Annotated in this window: 17 protein-coding genes; 11 read left to right on the top strand and 6 right to left on the bottom strand. The window is 63.9% G+C overall.

The features are described 5' to 3' along the window. Positions 1-118 precede the first annotated feature (118 nt). The 3 genes from BN60_RS19235 to BN60_RS19225 all read left to right on the top strand — a co-directional run bounded on the left by BN60_RS19235 (position 119) and on the right by BN60_RS19225 (position 3,259). Complete coding sequence (locus BN60_RS19235) at positions 119-892, top strand: SDR family oxidoreductase (protein ID WP_020697764.1); 774 nt, start codon at positions 119-121, stop codon at positions 890-892. Between the two features lies 1 nt (position 893). Continuing rightward, positions 894-2,177 carry an adenylate/guanylate cyclase domain-containing protein gene (locus tag BN60_RS19230; RefSeq protein ID WP_020697763.1) on the top strand — a complete coding sequence of 428 codons (1,284 nt, stop codon included), beginning with the start codon at positions 894-896 and terminating at the stop codon, positions 2,175-2,177. Between the two features lie 86 nt (positions 2,178-2,263). Continuing rightward, a complete protein-coding gene (locus tag BN60_RS19225; RefSeq protein WP_020697762.1) occupies positions 2,264-3,259 on the top strand; it encodes a Bug family tripartite tricarboxylate transporter substrate binding protein in 996 nt (331 codons plus the stop codon). A gap of 134 nt (positions 3,260-3,393) precedes the next feature. On the opposite strand, the gene BN60_RS19220 is transcribed toward BN60_RS19225, so the two are convergent. After that, positions 3,394-4,068 carry a hypothetical protein gene (locus BN60_RS19220; RefSeq protein ID WP_043284123.1) on the bottom strand — a complete coding sequence of 225 codons (675 nt, stop codon included), beginning with the start codon at positions 4,066-4,068 and terminating at the stop codon, positions 3,394-3,396. A 461-nt stretch (positions 4,069-4,529) separates the two neighbouring features. Here BN60_RS19220 and BN60_RS19215 point away from each other — a divergent pair, with 461 nt between their 5' ends. Beyond that, positions 4,530-5,042, top strand: coding sequence for a hypothetical protein (locus tag BN60_RS19215; protein ID WP_020697758.1), 513 nt, complete (start codon positions 4,530-4,532; stop codon positions 5,040-5,042). Positions 5,043-5,244: 202 nt separating this feature from the next. Here BN60_RS19215 and BN60_RS19205 read toward each other — a convergent pair whose 3' ends face one another. Next, complete coding sequence (locus BN60_RS19205) at positions 5,245-6,666, bottom strand: amidase family protein (RefSeq protein WP_043286171.1); 1,422 nt, start codon at positions 6,664-6,666, stop codon at positions 5,245-5,247. A gap of 107 nt (positions 6,667-6,773) precedes the next feature. Between BN60_RS19205 and BN60_RS19200 the strand changes: the two genes are divergently transcribed. The 3 genes from BN60_RS19200 (at position 6,774) to BN60_RS19190 (ending at position 8,418) form a co-directional block, all read left to right on the top strand. Continuing rightward, positions 6,774-7,082 (top strand): hypothetical protein, encoded by a 309-nt coding sequence (locus tag BN60_RS19200; protein ID WP_020697755.1) that lies wholly within the window; start codon positions 6,774-6,776, stop codon positions 7,080-7,082. Positions 7,083-7,191: 109 nt separating this feature from the next. After that, positions 7,192-8,079, top strand: coding sequence for an MBL fold metallo-hydrolase (locus BN60_RS19195; protein ID WP_020697754.1), 888 nt, complete (start codon positions 7,192-7,194; stop codon positions 8,077-8,079). 12 nt (positions 8,080-8,091) lie between these two features. Next, positions 8,092-8,418, top strand: coding sequence for an NIPSNAP family protein (locus BN60_RS19190; protein WP_020697753.1), 327 nt, complete (start codon positions 8,092-8,094; stop codon positions 8,416-8,418). On the opposite strand, the gene BN60_RS19185 is transcribed toward BN60_RS19190, so the two are convergent. Beyond that, positions 8,419-9,396: a Bug family tripartite tricarboxylate transporter substrate binding protein gene (locus tag BN60_RS19185; RefSeq protein WP_020697752.1), complete on the bottom strand. Its 978-nt coding sequence runs from the start codon at positions 9,394-9,396 to the stop codon at positions 8,419-8,421. Positions 9,397-9,439: 43 nt separating this feature from the next. On the opposite strand from BN60_RS19185, the gene BN60_RS19180 reads away from it, so the two are divergent. The 4 genes from BN60_RS19180 (at position 9,440) to BN60_RS19165 (ending at position 13,635) form a co-directional block, all read left to right on the top strand. Next, on the top strand, positions 9,440-10,411 hold the full coding sequence (locus tag BN60_RS19180; RefSeq protein ID WP_020697751.1) for a Bug family tripartite tricarboxylate transporter substrate binding protein: 972 nt from the start codon (positions 9,440-9,442) through the stop codon (positions 10,409-10,411). A gap of 104 nt (positions 10,412-10,515) precedes the next feature. Further along, on the top strand, positions 10,516-11,883 hold the full coding sequence (locus BN60_RS19175; RefSeq protein ID WP_020697750.1) for an ABC transporter substrate-binding protein: 1,368 nt from the start codon (positions 10,516-10,518) through the stop codon (positions 11,881-11,883). 22 nt (positions 11,884-11,905) lie between these two features. Then, the gene (locus BN60_RS19170) at positions 11,906-12,784 is read left to right on the top strand and encodes a carbohydrate ABC transporter permease (protein ID WP_020697749.1); all 879 of its coding nucleotides are present in this window, start codon (positions 11,906-11,908) and stop codon (positions 12,782-12,784) included. Then, on the top strand, positions 12,781-13,635 hold the full coding sequence (locus BN60_RS19165; protein ID WP_020697748.1) for a carbohydrate ABC transporter permease: 855 nt from the start codon (positions 12,781-12,783) through the stop codon (positions 13,633-13,635). Before BN60_RS19170 ends, BN60_RS19165 begins: the two co-directional genes overlap by 4 nt. On the opposite strand, the gene BN60_RS19160 is transcribed toward BN60_RS19165, so the two are convergent. The 3 genes from BN60_RS19160 to BN60_RS19150 form a co-directional block, all read right to left on the bottom strand. Further along, positions 13,610-14,911, bottom strand: coding sequence for an MFS transporter (locus tag BN60_RS19160; protein ID WP_020697747.1), 1,302 nt, complete (start codon positions 14,909-14,911; stop codon positions 13,610-13,612). The two genes, BN60_RS19165 and BN60_RS19160, sit on opposite strands and share 26 nt — an antisense overlap. A 155-nt stretch (positions 14,912-15,066) precedes the next feature. Then, on the bottom strand, positions 15,067-16,293 hold the full coding sequence (locus BN60_RS19155) for an ABC transporter substrate-binding protein (protein ID WP_051150287.1): 1,227 nt from the start codon (positions 16,291-16,293) through the stop codon (positions 15,067-15,069). 102 nt (positions 16,294-16,395) lie between these two features. After that, a complete protein-coding gene (locus BN60_RS19150; protein ID WP_020697745.1) occupies positions 16,396-18,069 on the bottom strand; it encodes a hypothetical protein in 1,674 nt (557 codons plus the stop codon). Between the last annotated feature and the right edge of the window lie 60 nt (positions 18,070-18,129).

The following is an 18,129-nucleotide window of genomic DNA, read 5'->3' as shown; positions in this document are numbered from 1 at the left end:
GATTGGCTGATTGTTCATATGGCCGACAAGTGATGTCAGTAATGGCCACTTTATTCCAATGATATGAACGATCAAAGGTCAGCTCGTTCGTCCCGATTCTGATCAAGGAGTTTCATCGATGGTCGATCACAGCCTCAAGGGTAAGACCGTGTTGATCGCCGGTGGCGCCAAGAACCTGGGCGGACTCGTTGCCCGCGATCTCGCGGAGCATGGCGCGAAGGCCATCGCGGTTCATTTCAACAGCGCCGCCAGCAAGGCCGAGGCGGACGCGACTGTTGCCGCGGTGCAGGCGGCCGGCGCCGAGGCGGTCGCGCTGCAGGCCGATCTCACGAGCGCGGGCGCGATGCAGAAGCTTTTTGCCGACACCATTGCCGCGCTCGGACGTCCGGACATCGCCATCAACACCGTCGGCAAGGTGCTGAAGAAGCCGATCGTCGAGGTATCCGAAGCCGAGTACGACGAGATGAGCGCGGTGAACGCCAAGTCCGCCTTCTTCTTCCTCAAGGAGGCCGGCAAGCACGTGAACGACAACGGCAAGATCTGCACGCTGGTCACGTCGCTGCTCGGTGCCTTCACGCCGTTCTATGCGGCCTATGCCGGGACCAAGGCGCCAGTGGAGCACTTCACCCGGGCAGCCGCCAAGGAGTTCGGCGAGCGCGGCATCTCGGTGACGGCCATCGGCCCCGGTCCAATGGACACGCCCTTCTTCTATCCGGCCGAGGGAGCGGACGCAGTCGCCTATCACAAGACGGCGGCGGCGCTCTCGAAGTTCACCAAGACCGGCCTCACCCACATCGAGGACATCGTCCCCTATATCCGATTCATCGTTTCCGATGGCTGGTGGATGACGGGACAGACCATCCTGGTCAATGGCGGGTATACGACGAAGTAGAATGTCCACTCTTCCTGTCGATCCCGCGCCGAGATCCTATCCGCCCTTCGTCTCCCTGCTGCGCCGCTCCGCGCGGCGATGGGGAGGCGTCGGTTCGGTCGTGGGCTTCGAAGCCATCGAAGCCTGGCTGCTGGGCAATGCCGCAGCAGAGGACGATACCCTTCCGTGCTTCGAAGAACTCGTGTGGCGGCTGGTGACGGCGGGGCTGCCGCTCGACCGGGCCAGCCTGCATGTCGGGACCCTGCATCCGCAGGTCTATGGCTTCGCCTGGAACTGGAACGCCGCCGACGGCTTCTGCGACGAGGTCAAGGTCAGCGAAGAGGCGCTGCAATCCGATGCCTACCGCCGCAACCCGCTGTTCGGCGTCATCGAACGGGGGCAAGCCTACCAGGGCAGGACTACCGATCCCGAGGCCGTGGCGCGTCATCCACTGATGGCGGAACTGGCAAAACAGGGGATCGTCGAATATCTCGCACTGCCGCTCCGCGCCGGCGGCCGCTATCACAATGCCGCGACGGTCGCGACGGCACACGAAGGGGGCTTTTCGGACGCGCAACTGGCCGCGTTGCAGCAGGTCCTGAAGCTCTTTGCCCTGCATGTCGAGCGGCAGATCCAGCGGCGCATCGCGGGCAACGTGCTCGATACCTATCTCGGCGCGGCTGCCGGCGGTCGGGTGCTCGATGGCCTCATCAAGCGCGGTGCCGGTGAGCCGATTCGTTCGGTCATCTGGGTGTCGGACCTGCGTGGCTTTACCGACCTGTCGGAGCGACTGTCCGGCCCGGACATGATCACGCTGCTCAACGCCTACTTCGGATGCCTGGCCGGCGCGGTGCTCGACCAAGGTGGCGAAGTGCTGAAATTCATCGGCGACGGACTCCTGGCGGTCTTTCCCTTTACGAGCTTCGCGACGGAGCAGGCGGCGGCACAGGCCGCTCTTGCTGCCGCCGAGCAGGCTTGTGCGGACCTGGAGCGGCTGAACGCCATGCCGCCGGTGGAAATTGCCACGATCGAGGGCTGGCATCCGCTGCGGACCGGGATCGCCTTGCATGATGGCGAAGTGTTCTTCGGCAATGTCGGCGCCCCCGCGCGGCTCGACTTCACGGTGATCGGCCGTGCGGTCAATGCGGCGAGCCGGGTCGAGGCGCTCAGCAAGTCGCTCGGCCGTGCGATCCTGATCACCGAGACGGTGGCTGCCCGTCTCGATCGGCCGCTCGACGACCTTGGACGCCATCCCCTTCGTGGCGTTGTACAGCCGGTAGCGATCTTCAGCCCCAGGCCCGCTTAGCGAAAGAGAGGCTGCCTTGCTTTCGCCGCTTGAGTGGAGCGGCCGGGCCGGGCATGTGTCTTTCCGACAAGTGTGGGAGGTTAAGTGTGAATACCAAAATCAATCGTCGCAGCATTCTGGCTGGCAGTGCCGCCGCCGTTCTCGCGCCGGGCGCCGCGCTCATGCCGGGTCAGGCCGGCGCGCAGGCATGGCCCAACAAGCCGATCCGCTGGGTCGTCCCCTATACGGCCGGTGGCCTCACGGACTCGGTGACGCGCCTCACCCTGGAGAAGATGAACGTCGGCCAGACCTTCGTGGTCGACAACAAGCCGGGCGCCAACTCGCTGATCGGCGCCGAAATGGTCGCCAATGCCACGCCCGATGGCTACACGTTCCTGACCGTCATCGCCGCTCATGCCGCGAACAAGACGCTCTACGAAGGCAAGCTGAAGTTCGATCCCGTCGCGAGCTTCGCGCCGGTGTCGCTGGTCGGCATCGCGCCTATCATGATCCTCGTCAGCAACGACATGCCGGTGAAGAACGTCGGCGAACTGATCGAGTACGCCAAGAAGAACCCGGGCAAGATCTCGTTCGGCTCCTCGGGCGTGGGTGCCGCAGCCCATCTCTCGACCGAGCTGATCATGCAGGTCACGGGCACCAAGATGGTGCACGTACCCTACAAGGGCACGGCGCCGGCGCTCGCCGATCTGATGTCGGGCAACCTGCAGCTCCTGCTCGACGTGCCGATCGGCACCATGAGCCAGGTGCGCGCCGGCAAGGCCCGCGCGCTCGCCATGATGTCGAAGGAGCGGGTGCCGGGTGCCGAAGAGGTCCCCACCATCGTCGAGTCGGGCGGTCCGCTGATCGAATCCTCGAGCTGGGTGATGTTCATGGCGCCGGCGAAGACGCCGAAGGACATCGTCGACAAGCTCGGCGCCGAAGTCGCCAAGGCCGTGAAGGACGAAGCGTTGCGCAAGCGTCTGGCCGAGCAGGCTGTGATTCCGGTCGGCGCGACGCCGGCGGAGACGGCGAAGTTTCTGAACGACGAAGTCGAGAAGTGGCGGAAGGTGATCACCACCGCCGGCGTCAAGATCGACGCCTAGAGACGCTTCCTCTCACAGGAAGCCGTCGAGCGCCTTGGAAGCAGGCGGCGCCTTCTCGACGAAGAAGGCGCCGGCGCCGAGGAAATTCTCGACGTCGATGCGAGCGACCGAAAGCTTCCGGCGAAGTGCTTTGCTCAGTTCGCAGCGAAGCAATAGAGCAGGCCGGCGCCGCCAGTGGCCACCAGCGAAGCGGCGTCGCACCCCCGCGACGGATGCGAGGTGTTCCACGATTTCGACGCCTCGTCGTCGCGCAGCCCCATGCGGTCGACATGACCGACCATGGCGCTGCCTTCGCCGCTCTTGGTCCAGTTGCCACACGTCATGTCCTTGTCCGGCGCAAAAGCAGTTCCATTGGCCTGCGTGCCCGTCAGGATATCGTGCTGGTTTACGGTGTAGAGCCGGCTGGGGATCAGGCGGCCGGTTTCGGCAACGGCAGTCTCGGCGCTGATCTTGTTGTTAGGTGAATGCAGGTCGTCGACGCTGGCGGCGATCTGGACACCCCTGGGATTGACCCACGGTCCTTTGCCGATGCGGTCGCGGGCATCGACCGCCGTCGCCCCGCCCACCGCCTGCGTGCTGAGATAGGCGCGCCAGATCTTGGCGCCGGCACCGGCTTTGGCCGCCAGGGTCTGGCAGTGCCGATCGGCGCCCTCGAGGCCGCCATAGTTGGCGCCCTGCGGTCCGCCGACGCTGGTGACGAAGAAGGTCATCTCGGGAAATTGCGGCGGCGCCTGTTGGGCATGACCCGCCGCCGTCAGCATCATTGTCGCTCCGGCAATTCCGGCCATTACCTGTCTGGTAAGCGTCATCGTTCTCTCCTCCGGTTTCTTGCTTGCTGAAGGGCCATCCTCACGTCGCCGCGGACACAACCCAAAGTCACTTTCCCGTGGGCCCCGTGACAGGTCGGTCAAAGGCGCAGGGCGGCCCGGTCATCACCCTCGACCTTGCCCCCCCCCGACCTTGCGGCCGCGGCCGGCCGTTGTTCCTTCCGGCAGCGGTGGGCGGTTCCTTCGGTTCAACCAAACCGCGATGGCCCGCGTCGTTGTGCCGCCGCGCTCGACGACTCGAGCAGTTCCTGTGCAACGGCAAAGAAAGGCAGCGATGCTTCTGTCGCATCGTGCTCGCGCCGTCTCGCAGAATCGTCGTTTTCTATATTCGCTGCCGATGCCCAATCGGGACTTCACCAAGTCCGAAATTTAGAATCTCTGAACAGGCCGACAGTCCTTGTGCAACCTCAACACTTTACTCGTTCGATGCCGTGGCGTTTCCTATGCTGATGATTTCGTCTCTCAGTCTAGCGAACGGTCTTACGCTCCTGTTCGCTCTGCTCTGCCTCTGGATGTCGGCATCCCAGTCGCGCGGTGGCATGACTACTCTGGGGCGGCTGGCATTGCCGGGTGGCTTCGCGATCATCGCTGCGCTCATGCTCCTGGCGAGCGTCTTCGAAACGAGCGTCTTTCACGATGTCCTCTGGCTCGCAGCTTTCGTCGTCGGCTCGTTCCTCGGCCGCCGGCGTGGTTGGGCGTTGCCGTTGCGTGCCGACAAGGCGACCGGACTCGTCTGGCTGCCGCGCACGATTGATGGTGTCGTGGCGTCGCTGATACTGGTCGCGGCGATGTCCATTGATTTCACGTCGGCATGGGTCGGCGAGGTCTTTATCGAGCCGGCATACATCGCCGCGGTTAGCGCCCTCTGCGGCGGGTTCCTCGGCTATCGTGTCCTGGTGATCGCTTTGCGCAGCATCCGGCCAGGTGGGCCGTCGGAGCTTTCCCGCGCCTCGTGACTTCCACGCAAGGCGCGCTCGACCTGCACTTCGTGACGTCGTATTCGCCGGCCGAAACGATTGCCCATTTCGAGGCGTGCGGCGTGGAGGTTGTCGAAGGTCCGACAACCCCGCTCAGGTACGTTGGCACGGTCGTGTCCGTCTAGTGCCACGACCCGGAAGGCAACCTGGTCGAAGTCTCGTCCTACGCCCGCGCGTCGAACTAAAGTCCTTTCAGCGTCTCCACGACCTTCGCCTGCGGCCAGGTCCAGCCGCTCGCGCTTTCATAGGCACGCATCGCCTGCAGGACGACATGATCGGCGCGCGGTGCGCCGATGATCTGCAGGCCGACCGGGAGACCGGCCTTGGTGAGGCCGGCCGGCATCGACGCCGCAGGTTGCCCGGTGAGGTTGCACGGCAAGGTGTAGGGTGCGCCCTTGGTCCAGCGCGGAAACGCATCCGAATTGTAGAGCGTGTCGACCGGCGGTCCGGCCGTCGGCGCTACTGGCGCCAGCAGCAGATCGTACTGGTGGTGCCAGAGGGCGAGGTCGCGTGCCAGCTTGCTCTTGGCTTCGTAGCTCTTGGCGTAGACGGCCAGCGTGATGGCGAGCCCCTTTTCGGCGGCGGCGCGGAATCCCGGATCGAGCTTGCCATGGAGCTGCGTCGGGATCTGGCGGAAGCGCGTCGCGAAGCTGCCGATCCACAGCGGCTCGAACGACAATTGCAACGGGTCGATCAACGGACCGACATCCTCGACATGGGCACCGAGGTCCTCGAAGCGCTTCGCTGCAGCGGCGACGAGGTCGCGCACTTCGGGATCGGCCTTCACATGGCCGAAGTCGAGGCTGAGGCCGATCCTCCAGCCCCGCACGCCGCCGTCGAGACCGACCGTATAGTCGCGTGGTTCGGCCGGCAGCGATCGCCAGTCGCGTGCATCCGGACCTGCCGTGATGTTCAGCGCCATGGCCGTGTCGAGCACGGTGCGCGACAGCACGCCCTGGCTGATCACGTCGGCGAAGGGGGCATCGGCGGGATATTGCGGGATGCGTCCGAACGATGGCTTGAGGCCGACCAGGCCAGTATGGCCAGCGGGGATGCGGATCGAGCCGCCGCCGTCGTTACCGTGATTGAAAGGATTGATGCCGGCCGCCGTGAGCGACGAAGCGCCGCCCGACGACCCGCCCGGCGAATGATTGAGATTCCACGGGCTGCGGGTCGTGCCCTGCAGGGGCGAGTCAGTCAGCGCCTTCCAGCCGAACTCCGGCGTGGCGCTCTTCCCCAACAAAATCATGCCGGCCGACTGCAATCTTTCGACGACTGGCGCGCTTTCGTTCACGGGCGTTTCGTCGGTGGCGTGCGAGCCGTAGCGCGTCGGCCAGCCCTTCACGTTGGTAGTGTCCTTGATCGTCGTAGGGACGCCATCGAGAGGAGAAAGCGGTTGATTCCTTTGCCAACGCGCCTCCGAGGCGGCTGCAGCAGCTTTGGCGCCGGCCTCGTCGATCATGACGAAGGCATTGAGGTGAGGTTGCAGTTTCGATGCACGAATGAGCATTGCATCGACGACCTCGACCGGCGACGCCTCGCGCCGCTGGAAAAGTTTTGAGAGCTCCGCTGCGGAAATCCAGTCAAATGATCGTTCAGACATGCGCATTTGGTCGGTTCTCGACGGTGAGTGGATGTTTCAAATTGCGGGTGCCGACGCAATGTCGACTCTGATTTCTCGCAAGTCGAGAGCGTATTGGAGAGTGCGTGATGGAAACGATTACCGCTTTGGTCGCGGCCGGAGCTGCCCTCGGGCTTAGTTTTATGATTGGCCGTTCTCTTACGGCCTCGACGCTTCTCGTCGCCCTTGGCGGCGTCGCGAGTGGCCTGGGTTTCGCCATTCTATTCTTCGTTCTCGCCGTGACCGTCGGTCATCTTGTGCCCGGTATCTTCGAGCCGTGGTTTGTCGGCGTTCATTTCATTGGGCTTGCGGTCCTCGGTCCGATCCTCGGTGCTGCGATTGCGACCTTGGCGCACCGTCACGTCGAGCGCGTCGACGCGGCCCGGCTGCCGTTTTAAGGCGGCCGTTCCGCGCCTGCCACTTCAGGCAGGCATTCTAACAATCGAAATCCGCACCTTTCCCGCGCCTGTCCGGCAACGCTAAGCTCGCGTCAAAGGGGGAGGGACCATGACCGAGGTGAAGCTCGGCGCCGGTACGGCCGTGCGCATCGAGGAAAGCTACGAGCCGAATTTTGACGCGAAGACGTTCTTTCCCGACTGGGATCCCGCCGTTGTGCAGCGTCACCGTGACTGGCTCTTGCCGGCGCATTACGACGAAGCGTCGGGATGGTTGAAGCTCAGTGTCCATAGCTGGCTGTTGAAGGTCGGCGGCAAGACCATCTTGATCGACACCTGTGTCGGCAATCACAAGCCGCGTCCGCACCGGCCCAAGTGGCATCTCATGGAGACCAAGTATCTCGAGCGGCTGAAGGCCGTCGGCGTCGAGCCCGATCAGGTCGACATGGTGATGTGCACCCATCTCCATGTCGATCATGTCGGCTGGAACACGCGCCTCGACAACGGACGTTGGGTGCCGACGTTCAAGAACGCCAAGTATGTGTTCAGCCGTGCCGACTACGACCACTATCTGAAGCTCGATAACGATCCACAGACCGGGCCGGTCAATGCCGGCTCGTTCCGCGATTCCGTCCTGCCGGTCGTCGAGGCTGGCCTCACGCAGATGGTGGAGGGCGCGGCACACCTCGACGAGAACCTGATTGTCGAACCGGCGCCGGGCCATACGCCGGGCACCATTGCCATCAAGTTCGAGTCGCAAGGAGAGAAGGCGCTATTCTGCGGCGACATCCTGCACCACGCCCTGCAAGTCTATCATCCCGAGTGGAACAGCTTCGCGTGCGCCGACAGCGCCGGGGCGCGCAAGAGCCGGCGCGAGGCGCTGGAACATTGTGCCGGCAGCGGCGCACGCCTGATGCCGTGCCATTTCGGTGCGCCGTTCAGTTGTCACATCGACCACAAGGGCGACGGTTTCGTGCCGCGCTTCGACGCTGCTTTCTAGAAGGGGAGAGAAATGATCTACGAACTGCGTGTCTACAAGTGCGTGCCGGGCCGCCTGCCGGCGTTGCTCAACCGCTTCGCCACCATCACGCTGAAGCTGTGGGACAAGCACGGCATCAAGCAGGCCGGCTTCTGGACGACACTGGTCGGCGAATCGAACCAGGAACTCTACTATCTGCTGGCCTGGGAATCGCTCGCCGACCGCGAGAAGAAGTGGAACGCCTTCGCGGCCGATCCCGAGTGGCTGGCCAAGCGTGCCGAGACCGAGAAGGACGGCGCCATTGTCGCCAATGTCTCCAATCAGTTCCTGTCGCCGACCGCCTTCTCGTCGGTGAAATAACTATTCGGTCTTGAGGCCCGCCTCCTTCGCGAGGCGGGCCCATTTGGCGAAATCGTCCGCCACGTAAGCGGCGAACTCCGCGGGCGATCCGAACTGGGGGTCGGCCCCAAGATCGACGAACTTCCGAAGGATATCTGGCGAGCGGACCGTTGCATCGACGGCAGCGTGCAGGCGCTCGACCAGGGCTTTCGATGCGCCGGGCGGCAAGAAGATCCCGTAGGAAATCGCGGCTTCGTAGCCGGGCAGGCCGGACTCCGCGATCGTCGGAATGTCGGCCGCTGCCGCCGAGCGCGCGAGGCTGGTCTGGCCGAGGGCGCGCATCTTGCCGGACCTGGCATGGGGCAGGGCGGTCGATAGGCCGCCGAAATAGATGTCGACGAGGTTTGCCATCAGGTCCGCCATCGCCGGGCCGCCGCCCTTGTAGGGAACATGCACGATGTCGAGCTTGCCCATCGCCTTGAAGAGCTCCAGGGCCAGATGGGTGGCGCCGCCGGCACCGGCCGACGCACCGTTCAGCTTGCCCGGCTGGGCACGGGCCAGAGCCAGCAGCTCCGTGACGTTTCTGGCGGGAAGATCGGGCCGCGTCACCAGCAGCATGGGGTTGATCCCGACCGGCGCGACGGCGGCAAAGTCCGTCCGCACGTCGTAGGGCATGTTGCGGTTGAGCGCCGGCGCTACGGTTGTCGAGCCGTTCGAGGCCAGCATGAAGATGCCGCCGTCCGGCGCGCTCTTGGCGGTGAAGCTGGCGGCGATCTCGCCGTTCGCGCCGGCCTTGTTTTCTACGACAATCGACCGACCCAGCCGCTCGCCGATGCCCGGCGCGATGAGGCGGGCGAGCAGATCGTTCGGGCCACCCGGTGGGAAGCCGACGATGAAACGCAGCGGACGGTCGGGAAATTCTTGCGCCCGAGCGTGCGCCGCGACGAACGGTGCAGCGAGGAGGCCCGTGACGATGCTTCGACGGATCGGCTTGACCATGCGGCAAGTATGCTAGGCTTCCAGGATCAAGGGAGGAAATGAAATGCAAAGAAGAACTTTTGTCGGCGCGGGCGGTGCCGCGCTTGCGGCTCTGGCTGTGGGCCCGGCGTACGCTCAGAAGATCACCGGCGACGTGCGTTTCCTGTGCGGCTTCGCACCGGGTGGTACGGCCGATCTCCTGTCGCGCATCCTCGCGGAAGCAGTGGGACCGGAAGTTGGCCAGAAGGTGATCGTCGACACCAAGACCGGCGCCAGCGGCTTCATCGCCAACGAGGCGATTGCCAACGCACCGCCGGATGGCAGGACGATCGGCCTGGCGGCCATGGCGGCGCTCTGCGTCGCGCCGGTGATGCCGGGGCAGAAGCTGCCGATCAACGTCGATACCGACCTCACGCCGATCGCCAACGTCGCCGGCGTCTACAACATGCTGGTCGTCGGCAAGCACATGCAATACCGCACCGTGCCGGAGATCATCGACTTCGCGAAGAAGAACCCGGGCAAGCTCACCTATGCGTCGGCAGGCAATGGCACGTCGCAGCATCTGGCGGCCGAGCTCTTCAAGAAGATGGCCGGCATCAACATCCTGCACGTTCCCTATCGCGGCGGCGCGCCCGCGATCCAGGACATGATCGCGGGCAATTGCGACATGATGTTCGGCAACATGCCGGAGTTTCTGGGCCAGATCGGTGGCGGCGGCCTGATCCCGGTCGCGTTCGGCTCGCCGCGTCCCTCGCCGCTCTTTCCCAACCTGCCGCTGATCTCGAAGTTTCTGCCGGGCTTCGAGGTGGTGAACTGGTTCGGTGTGTTCGGCTCCAAGGGGCTGCCGGCGGATCTGACCGACCTCTGGAACAAGGCGCTGCGTGCCGCCGTTGCCAAGCCGGAAGTGCAGAAGCGCTTCGTCGAGAGCGGCATGGACACCATCATCGGCTCGCCGGCGGAGTTCAAGGCCACGATCATGGCCGACCGCAAGAAGTGGGCGGAAGTCATCAAGGCAGCCGGAATGCGTGCGGACTGAAAGAATGACCTGAATGGGCAGAGAGGGCCGCTCCTTCCTCGACTCCGGTCTGGCAGGCTGGTAGCACTAAGTTGTCAGACAACTAGGCAACTCATGAGGAAACGATGAGACGCGTTCTGGCGGGCGTTGTCGCTGCGGCGATTGCCCTCTCTGCCGTTCCGGGCTTGGCCCAGGAGAAGCTCACCGTCTGGTGGGTCAAGGGTTTCTACAAGTCCGAAGACGAGGCGCTCTACGCCGCGATCAAGAAGTTCGAGCAGAAGACCGGCGTGAAGGTCGACCTGTCGCAGTATGCGGTGCAGGACATGAACGCCAAGACGGTGGCTGCGCTCGAATCCGGGACGCCGCCGGATGTCGCCTATTCCGACACCTACGATGTGCAGACCGCCGGCAAGTGGGCGTTCGATGGCAAGCTCGAAGACATCACCGATATCATCGAACCGATGAAGGACCGCTTCGCGCCCGTCACCATCGAGACGGCCTATCTCTACAACGACAAGACCAAGAAGAAGGCCTATTACGGATTCGCCCTGAAGCAGCAGACGCTGCACATCCAGTACTGGAAGGACATGCTGGGGCTGGCCGGCTTCAAGGAGAACGACATTCCGGGCACCTGGAAGGAGTATTGGTCCTTCTGGTGCGACAAGGTTCAGCCCGCGGTGCGCAAGGCCACGGGGCAGCGGGTCTACGGCATTGGCAGTCCGATGGGCGTCGAGTCGACCGACTCCTTTCAGTCGTTCCTGAGCTGGGTCGATGCCTACAACGTCAAGCTGGTCGACGATTCGGGCAAGGTTCTGGTCGACGATCCCAAGGTGCGCCAGGGCCTGATCGACGCGCTCAGGGACTATACCGACGTCTATGTGAAGGGCTGCACGCCGCCCTCGTCGACGACCTGGAAGGACCCCGACAACAACGTCGCCTTCCACAACCGCACGACGGCGATGACGCACAACTACACGATCTCCATCGCCGCCAAATGGCTGGACGATGCCAACAACGAGGCACTGACGCCCGAACAGCGCGCCGCCGGCCGCAAGGCTTACGACGAGCTGATCGCCACCTCGGGCTTCCCCAAGAAGCCGGACGGCACGCCGATGGTCTATCGCACGGCCGTCAAGGTCGGCGTGATCTTCGAAGGATCCAAGAACAAGGCGCGGGCGCGCGAGTTCCTGAAATTCCTGTTCGAGGAGGATAACCTCCGACCCTACGTCGAAGGCGCGCTGGGCCGCTGGTTCCCCGTTACCAAGGCCAGCCAGGAGAGCCCGTTCTGGCAGGCCGACCGACACCGCAAGGCCGTCTACGACCAGTTCAAGGCGGGCACGCTGCCCTTCGAGTTCACCAAGAACTACAAGTTCACCATCCTCAACAACGAGAATGTGTGGGCGAAGGCGATGAACCGCGTGGTCAGCGAAAAGGTGCCGGTCGAGAAGGCGGTCGACGAGATGATCGCCCGCATCAAGGAAGTGACCAAGTAGGCCCCGCCGTCAGAGTGGGCGTATGACAGCCTCCGCGATCGACACGCCGGCCCGCCGGGAGAAACCCCGGCGGGCCGGCTTTGCGTTGTCGGAACGGCAGACCTGGGGCCTGCTCTTCGTTGCGCCCTATATCGCGATCTTCATGGGCTTCGTCCTGTTTCCGGTCGGGTACAGTTTCTGGCTGGCACGCAGCCCGCAGCTTTATGTCGAACTCGCCAGAGATCCGATCTTCCTGCGCACGGTCATCAACACCTTCGTCTTCCTGGTGGTGGCGATAAACGTGAAGATGGCGGTGGCGCTCTTCCTGTCGGGCTTCTTCACGCACCGGCGCTGGTGGGTGAAGGTGTTGGCGGTGCTCTTCGTGCTGCCCTGGGCTGTGCCGTCGATCCCGACCATTCTGTCGATACGCTTCATGCTCAATCCCGAGTGGGGCGTGATCAACACGTTGATCTTCCAGCTCACCGCCGAGGACGGGCCCAACTGGCTGAACGACCCGACGCTTGCGCTCACCCTGTCCATGCTGGTGCACATCTGGAAGTCGCTGCCGTTCTGGACCTTGATCCTGCTGGCAGGCCGGCTCGCCATTCCGCACGAACTCTACGAGGCCGCCGCGGTCGATGGCGCCGGCGCCTGGCATCGCTTCCGCTACATCACCTGGCCGTCGATGAGCACGCTCTATGTTACCTGCACCTTGCTCTCAATGATCTTCACGGTGGGCGACTTCAACAGCGTCTACCTGCTGACCGGCGGCGGCCCGGCCGATCTCACCCATGTGCTGGCGACGCTCGGGATTCGCTATCTGCGGCTCGACCAGGTCGGTCTCGCCATGGCCTCGATCGTCTGCGCCCTGCCGCTGGTCCTGCCGCTGGTCTATTTCATGATGAAGCGGCTGTCGCGATGAGCCCGCAGAAGTTCCTGCGCAGTATCGGCCTGGAGGCGGGGCTGCTGCTGATCGGCATTCCGGTCCTGCTATGGACCCTGATTCCGATTTACCACATGTTCCTGTTCGCGATTTCGCCCAAGGACGCGGCCTTCTCAGGCCAGCTCTGGCCGACTAATCCGACCCTGCGCAATTTCGAGATCGTCTTCGCCCAGAGGCACCACTTCCTCAATCACTTCTGGCTGCAGATGTTCAATTCGCTGGTCATCTCGATCGGTACTGCGGCCATCACGCTGTTCGTCGCGACGGCGGCGGCGTTTGCGATCAGCCGTCTGCGTATGAAAGGCGGCCGTCTGGTGATGAACCTGGCGCTGCTCACCTACTTCATCCCGGCCGCCTTCCTGGCGGTGCCGATGTACAAGACCATGGGCATGTACGGACTGCTCAACAACGACTGGTCGCTGGTGCTGGCAATGGCCACCATCGCCTCGCCCTATGCCATCTGGATCCTGCGCCAGGCGTCCGACAAATTGCCGGTCGAGCTCGACGAGGCCGCGATGATCGACGGCGCCTCGCCGTTCCAGCTCTTTCGCATGATCTATCTGCCGCTGATGGTGCCGTCGCTGATCGCCGTCGGCACCTACGCGCTGCTGCTGGCGTGGAACGAATATCTCTACGCCTTCCTGCTGCTCTCAAAGGACACAGCGATCACCCTGCCGGTGGCGCTGGGCAATTTCCTGTCGGCCGACGATTCGCCCTGGGAACTGCTGATGACGGCGGGCTTCCTCTACGCCCTGCCGCCGGCCGCGATCTACTACGCCTTCCGCAAGTACATGTCCTCCGGCCTCACGGCCGGAGCGGTGAAGGGGTAGCGGCCGGCATTGCGCCGAGCTTGGCTGCCAGCCGTTGCTTGTCGGCCTCGGGCCGGATGAAGAGCAGGCCAATCAGCCCGCCCACGACCAGCAGGCCGCCCAGGATGACGAAGCCATGCTCGTAGCCGGCCTGGCGGCTGGCGGCATCCTGAATGATCCGGCCCATCGCCCAGGGCGCCACCACGCCGGCAGCCGTGTAGATCGACGTCACGATGGCCAGCATGGCGGCACGTTGCCCGTGCGGCGTCAGCTCGCTCACGATCATCGGCGTGACGACATAGATGGTGCTGCCGATGGCGCTGCCGATGACCAGCAGCGCAACCTTGATCCCCGGCTCCGTCGTAAGGGCGATGAAGGGCAGGATGCAGCCCCCCAGAATGACCGTAGCGGCCGGGAAGACGCCGCGGCTGAGTCGGCTCGACACGCCGCTCTTCTTGAGGCGCTGGGAGTACCAGCCGCCGGTCAGGACGACCGTCATGCCGAATAGCCACGGCAGGATGAAGAGATTGCCGCCCATCGTCTGAGTGTAGCCGAGGCCGTCGACCAGATAGGCCGTGAACCAGGTGAGGCCGAGTGCGAGCCCCCAGTAGCTTGCGAAGGCGGCGCAGCAGGCCGCCACGATGCTGGGGCAGCAGAGGAGGTGGCGGTAGGACACATGCTCGCTGCCATTCGCCGCGCTGTGCACCGGCGAGTCGACCAACGTGCCTTCGCGACCGAAGATCAGCCACAACGCCGCCCACAGCAGTCCGACGATGCCCAGCGCGCCGAACGCCCAGTGCCAAGTGTAGGTCACGATGATGTAGTTGAGGGCCGGCACGGCCACGATGACGCCGAGCGCCGAGCCTTGGGCCACGATGGCGGTCGGCACGCCACGCAGCGAATCGGGAAACCATTTGTAGAGCGCATGGACGGCGACCGGACCGGCCGGACCTTCGCCAGCGCCGAGCAGGATGCGGCAGACCAGCAAGGTCTGGAACGTCGCGCTCATCATGATCGGGAATTGCACGAGCGACCAGACGATCGCCATGCCGAACAACATGTGGCGCGTCTGGACGCGGTTGGCGAGGAAGCCGCCCAGCACGCCGGCAACGGCGAACAGGAAGAAGAACGAGGAACCCAGCAAGCCAAACTGATCCGGCGTGAGCTTCAGCTCTTCCATGATCGGCTTGGCGGCCAGGCCGACGACGACCTTGTCGGCGAAGTTGATCAGCATGAAGAGGAAGACGAGGGCGGTGATGCCCCAGGCGCCCTTGAGGGGCCGGTCCTGAACTGTCACGTAGCGTTACTCCCGACACTGCCCGAGTTCATCGAGCTTGGCTCATCAGACGTGACGGCAGAACGCCCGTCAAGGAAATGACTCTTGCGTCATGCATTGCGCAAAGAAAAAGGGGCGCCCGAAGGGGCGCCCCTTTCGTCTCGTCATTCAGACGATCAGCTCTTCACGAACGGGCACTTGCCGTCCTTCATCGGGCGATAGGCTTCGCTGCCCGGCACGGTCGCGATCAGCTTGTAGATGTCGTCCTTGCTCTTGGACTCTGCCGGCGTCTTGACCTGGAACAGGTACATGTCGCGCTCCAGGCGGCCGTCCTCGCGCAGCTTGCCGTTCTTGGTCATGACGTCGTTGACCGGGATCTCCCGCATCTTCGCCATCACGGCCTTCGCATCGTCGGTGCCGGCGGCCTGCACGGCCTTGAGGTAGTGCAGCGTCGAGCTGTAGACGCCGACCGTCAGCATGCTGGGGATCTTGTCCTTCTTGGCGCGGAAGCGCTTGGTCCAGGCGCGGGTCTCGTCGTTGAGATCCCAGTAGAACGACTCGGTGAGCACCAAGCCTTGCGCGACCGGCAGGGTGAGTGCCGCGACGTCGGTCGAGAAGACGAGGAGGCCGGCCAGGCGCTGGCCACCCTTGGTGATGCCGAACTCACCGGCCTGCTTGATCGAGTTGATCGTATCCTGGCCGGCATTGGCGAGGCCGATGACCTTGGCCTTGGAAGCCTGGGCCTGCAGCAGGAATGAGGAGAAGTCCTGTGTGCTGAGTGGATGCCTGACGCCGCCGAGCACCTTGCCGCCCGCCGCCTGCACGACTGCCGTCACGTCGCGCTCCAGGGCGTGACCGAAGGCGTAGTCGGCGGTCAGGAAGTACCAGGAGTCGCCGCCGTCCTTCACGACCGCGCCGCCGGTCACCTTGGCCAGCGAGTAGGTGTCGTACACCCAGTGTGCGCCGGTCTCCGAGCAGGACGGTCCGGTGAGGTCGGCCGAGGCAGCGCCGGTGTTGATGTCGATCATGCCCTTTTCCTGGGCAATCTTGCGCACGGCCAGCGCCACCGAGGAGGTGCCGATGCCAGTGATCATCTTCACACCATCGACATCGTACCATTTGCGGGCAATCGCCGCGCCGACGTCGGGCTTGGTCTGATGATCGGCCTGCAGAATCTCGATTGGCCGGCCGAGGACCTTGCCGCCGAAATCGTCGATCGCCATCTGCATGGCTTCGACTTCACCCTGTGTGAGATCGCCATAGACGCCGGAGAAGCCTTCCATCACGCCGATCTTGAGGGGAGCAGGCGCCTGGGCCTGCGCGACGGCAACGAGGCCGGCAACGGTCGCGGCAATGGCCGCCGTTACCACGCCGGCATACCGGATGGTTTTTCCAAAACGCATTGTCTTCATTCCTCCCTGATGCGGTCTCCCCGCAGAAGGCCAAAACCTTAGCGTCGGTCCAACGAGCGCGCTAGCCTGCCGCGTCGATGTCGCAGACGATGCTCAGGGGGGAAGTATCGCAGGCACGCGACTGACCACGATCCAGCTCTGCGTCTCCCGACGAACAGGAAAATGATCCGCGAGATAGGCACCATACTTGGCGCGCGCCGCGGCAGTTCCCGGACTGTAGCTCGAGAACTTCGGGATCAACACATGATCGACGTCGGCGAACAAGGTGTCGGGCGATTGCATCGGCATGCCAGCGCCGGACCACAAGGTCTCGCCGCGCGCGGGGCGCCAGCCGAGCATGAAGGGCAGAGGATTGACCTGATCGAGGACGACGATGCCCCCCGGCTGGTAGTGAGGACCGGCCAGCAACGCAGCGGCCTCCATGATCGTTTCGATATACTCGTATTGCGAGAGTTCGTAGCGTGGCTGGACCGCCCGGGATTGATTGAGCAGCGGCTCCTTCGTGTCGCCCGCCGCAAAGGCCGCCAGCAACCCCCGGCGCTCGGCGGGCACGGCCAATCCGCGGAGGTTGGTGTCGTCGACAACGAGCAGGCATTGCTCGCAGCCTGTCTTGAGATGGTAGGCTGCCAGACTGAGGGCCGAAGTGCCGATCGATAGCAAGGGGAAGACCAGAAGTGCCGCGAGGAGCAGAGGCGCTGCCCGCAACTGGCGGAGTTGATCGACGAAGAGAAAAGCAATCACGATGGCGAGCGGCATCCCATGTGGCTGAGCGTTTTGCGACAGCAGGAAGGTACCGGCCGCCAGAAGGAAGGCCGTCGCAAGGGGAAGCTGCGGTGGCGCGCGGCCGTTCCACCACATCCAGACTGCAACGATGAAGGCCACGATGTAGGCGGCGTAGCTGTCGGCATAGGCGAAGAAGTTCGTCAGATGGTTTCCGAGACTGTCGCGGACGCCGCCTGCCTGAACGGCTCCCAGGACATCGGCCAGATAAGCATAATTGTACGGCGCGACCGCATTCAGCGCCGCCACGCCTGCGACTGTCAGCCAGATCCGCCATTGGCCGCGAATGTGCGGAGAAACCAGAAGGGCGAAGCCGACGGCGCCGATTCCGACCGCGAAATAAGTCACCTTGAGGTAGTAGATTGCGATCAGCAGCAAGCCGGCGGCGATAGCTTCGATCCAGTCGCCGCCCCCTCCCGCGCGCGGCGGCACGAAGAGGAGCAAGGTTAGAATGGCGACCGCGGACCACCCGTAACGATTGTACGACATCGCAAAGGAATAGGCGGTCGGCAGGTCGCCGATGTTCGTCGGCCTCAGGGCGAGAAAACACACGAAGACGACGAAGATTGCTGCCGGCAACAGCGGCAGGCGTCGCCATGCAACGATCACAGCGGTTGTGAAGAGGAAGTACGTGATGATGGTTACGCCGACCAAAAAGGCGTGTGGCGTCGGTCCGGCGATGGCAAATCCCAGGGTTGTCAGGAAGAAGTTCAACTCGCCGACCGGATCGTGGAAGTCGACATGCGCTACGTGGCCGTAGTGCAGATGCCAGGCCCCCGAAAGATTGAACAGGAGATCCCAGCTCATCTCGCGCGACAGCAGCCGGTCGGGCGACAGCAGCATCCAGGTCGCGACAACGACCGGAAGCGCCGCTGCGACGGAGAGTCTCGCGAGCGACGTATCCGCCGTCAGCAGTCCCACTGCAACCTCGCCTGCCGGTGTCGGCAGAGAGGCAATCTCGCGCTTGCGCGCGACAAGGTTGTCCATCGCTCTGGTTGATCCCTCACCCGTATACCTGCCTAGCACGCCGGCGGCGGGGGGCGTGGT

Origin of the sequence: Reyranella massiliensis 521 (assembly GCF_000312425.1) — a bacterium.
GTDB lineage: Bacteria > Pseudomonadota > Alphaproteobacteria > Reyranellales > Reyranellaceae > Reyranella > Reyranella massiliensis.
The sequence above is the reverse complement of the archived record's forward strand: the minus strand, read 5'-3'. Positions and strand labels throughout refer to the sequence as shown.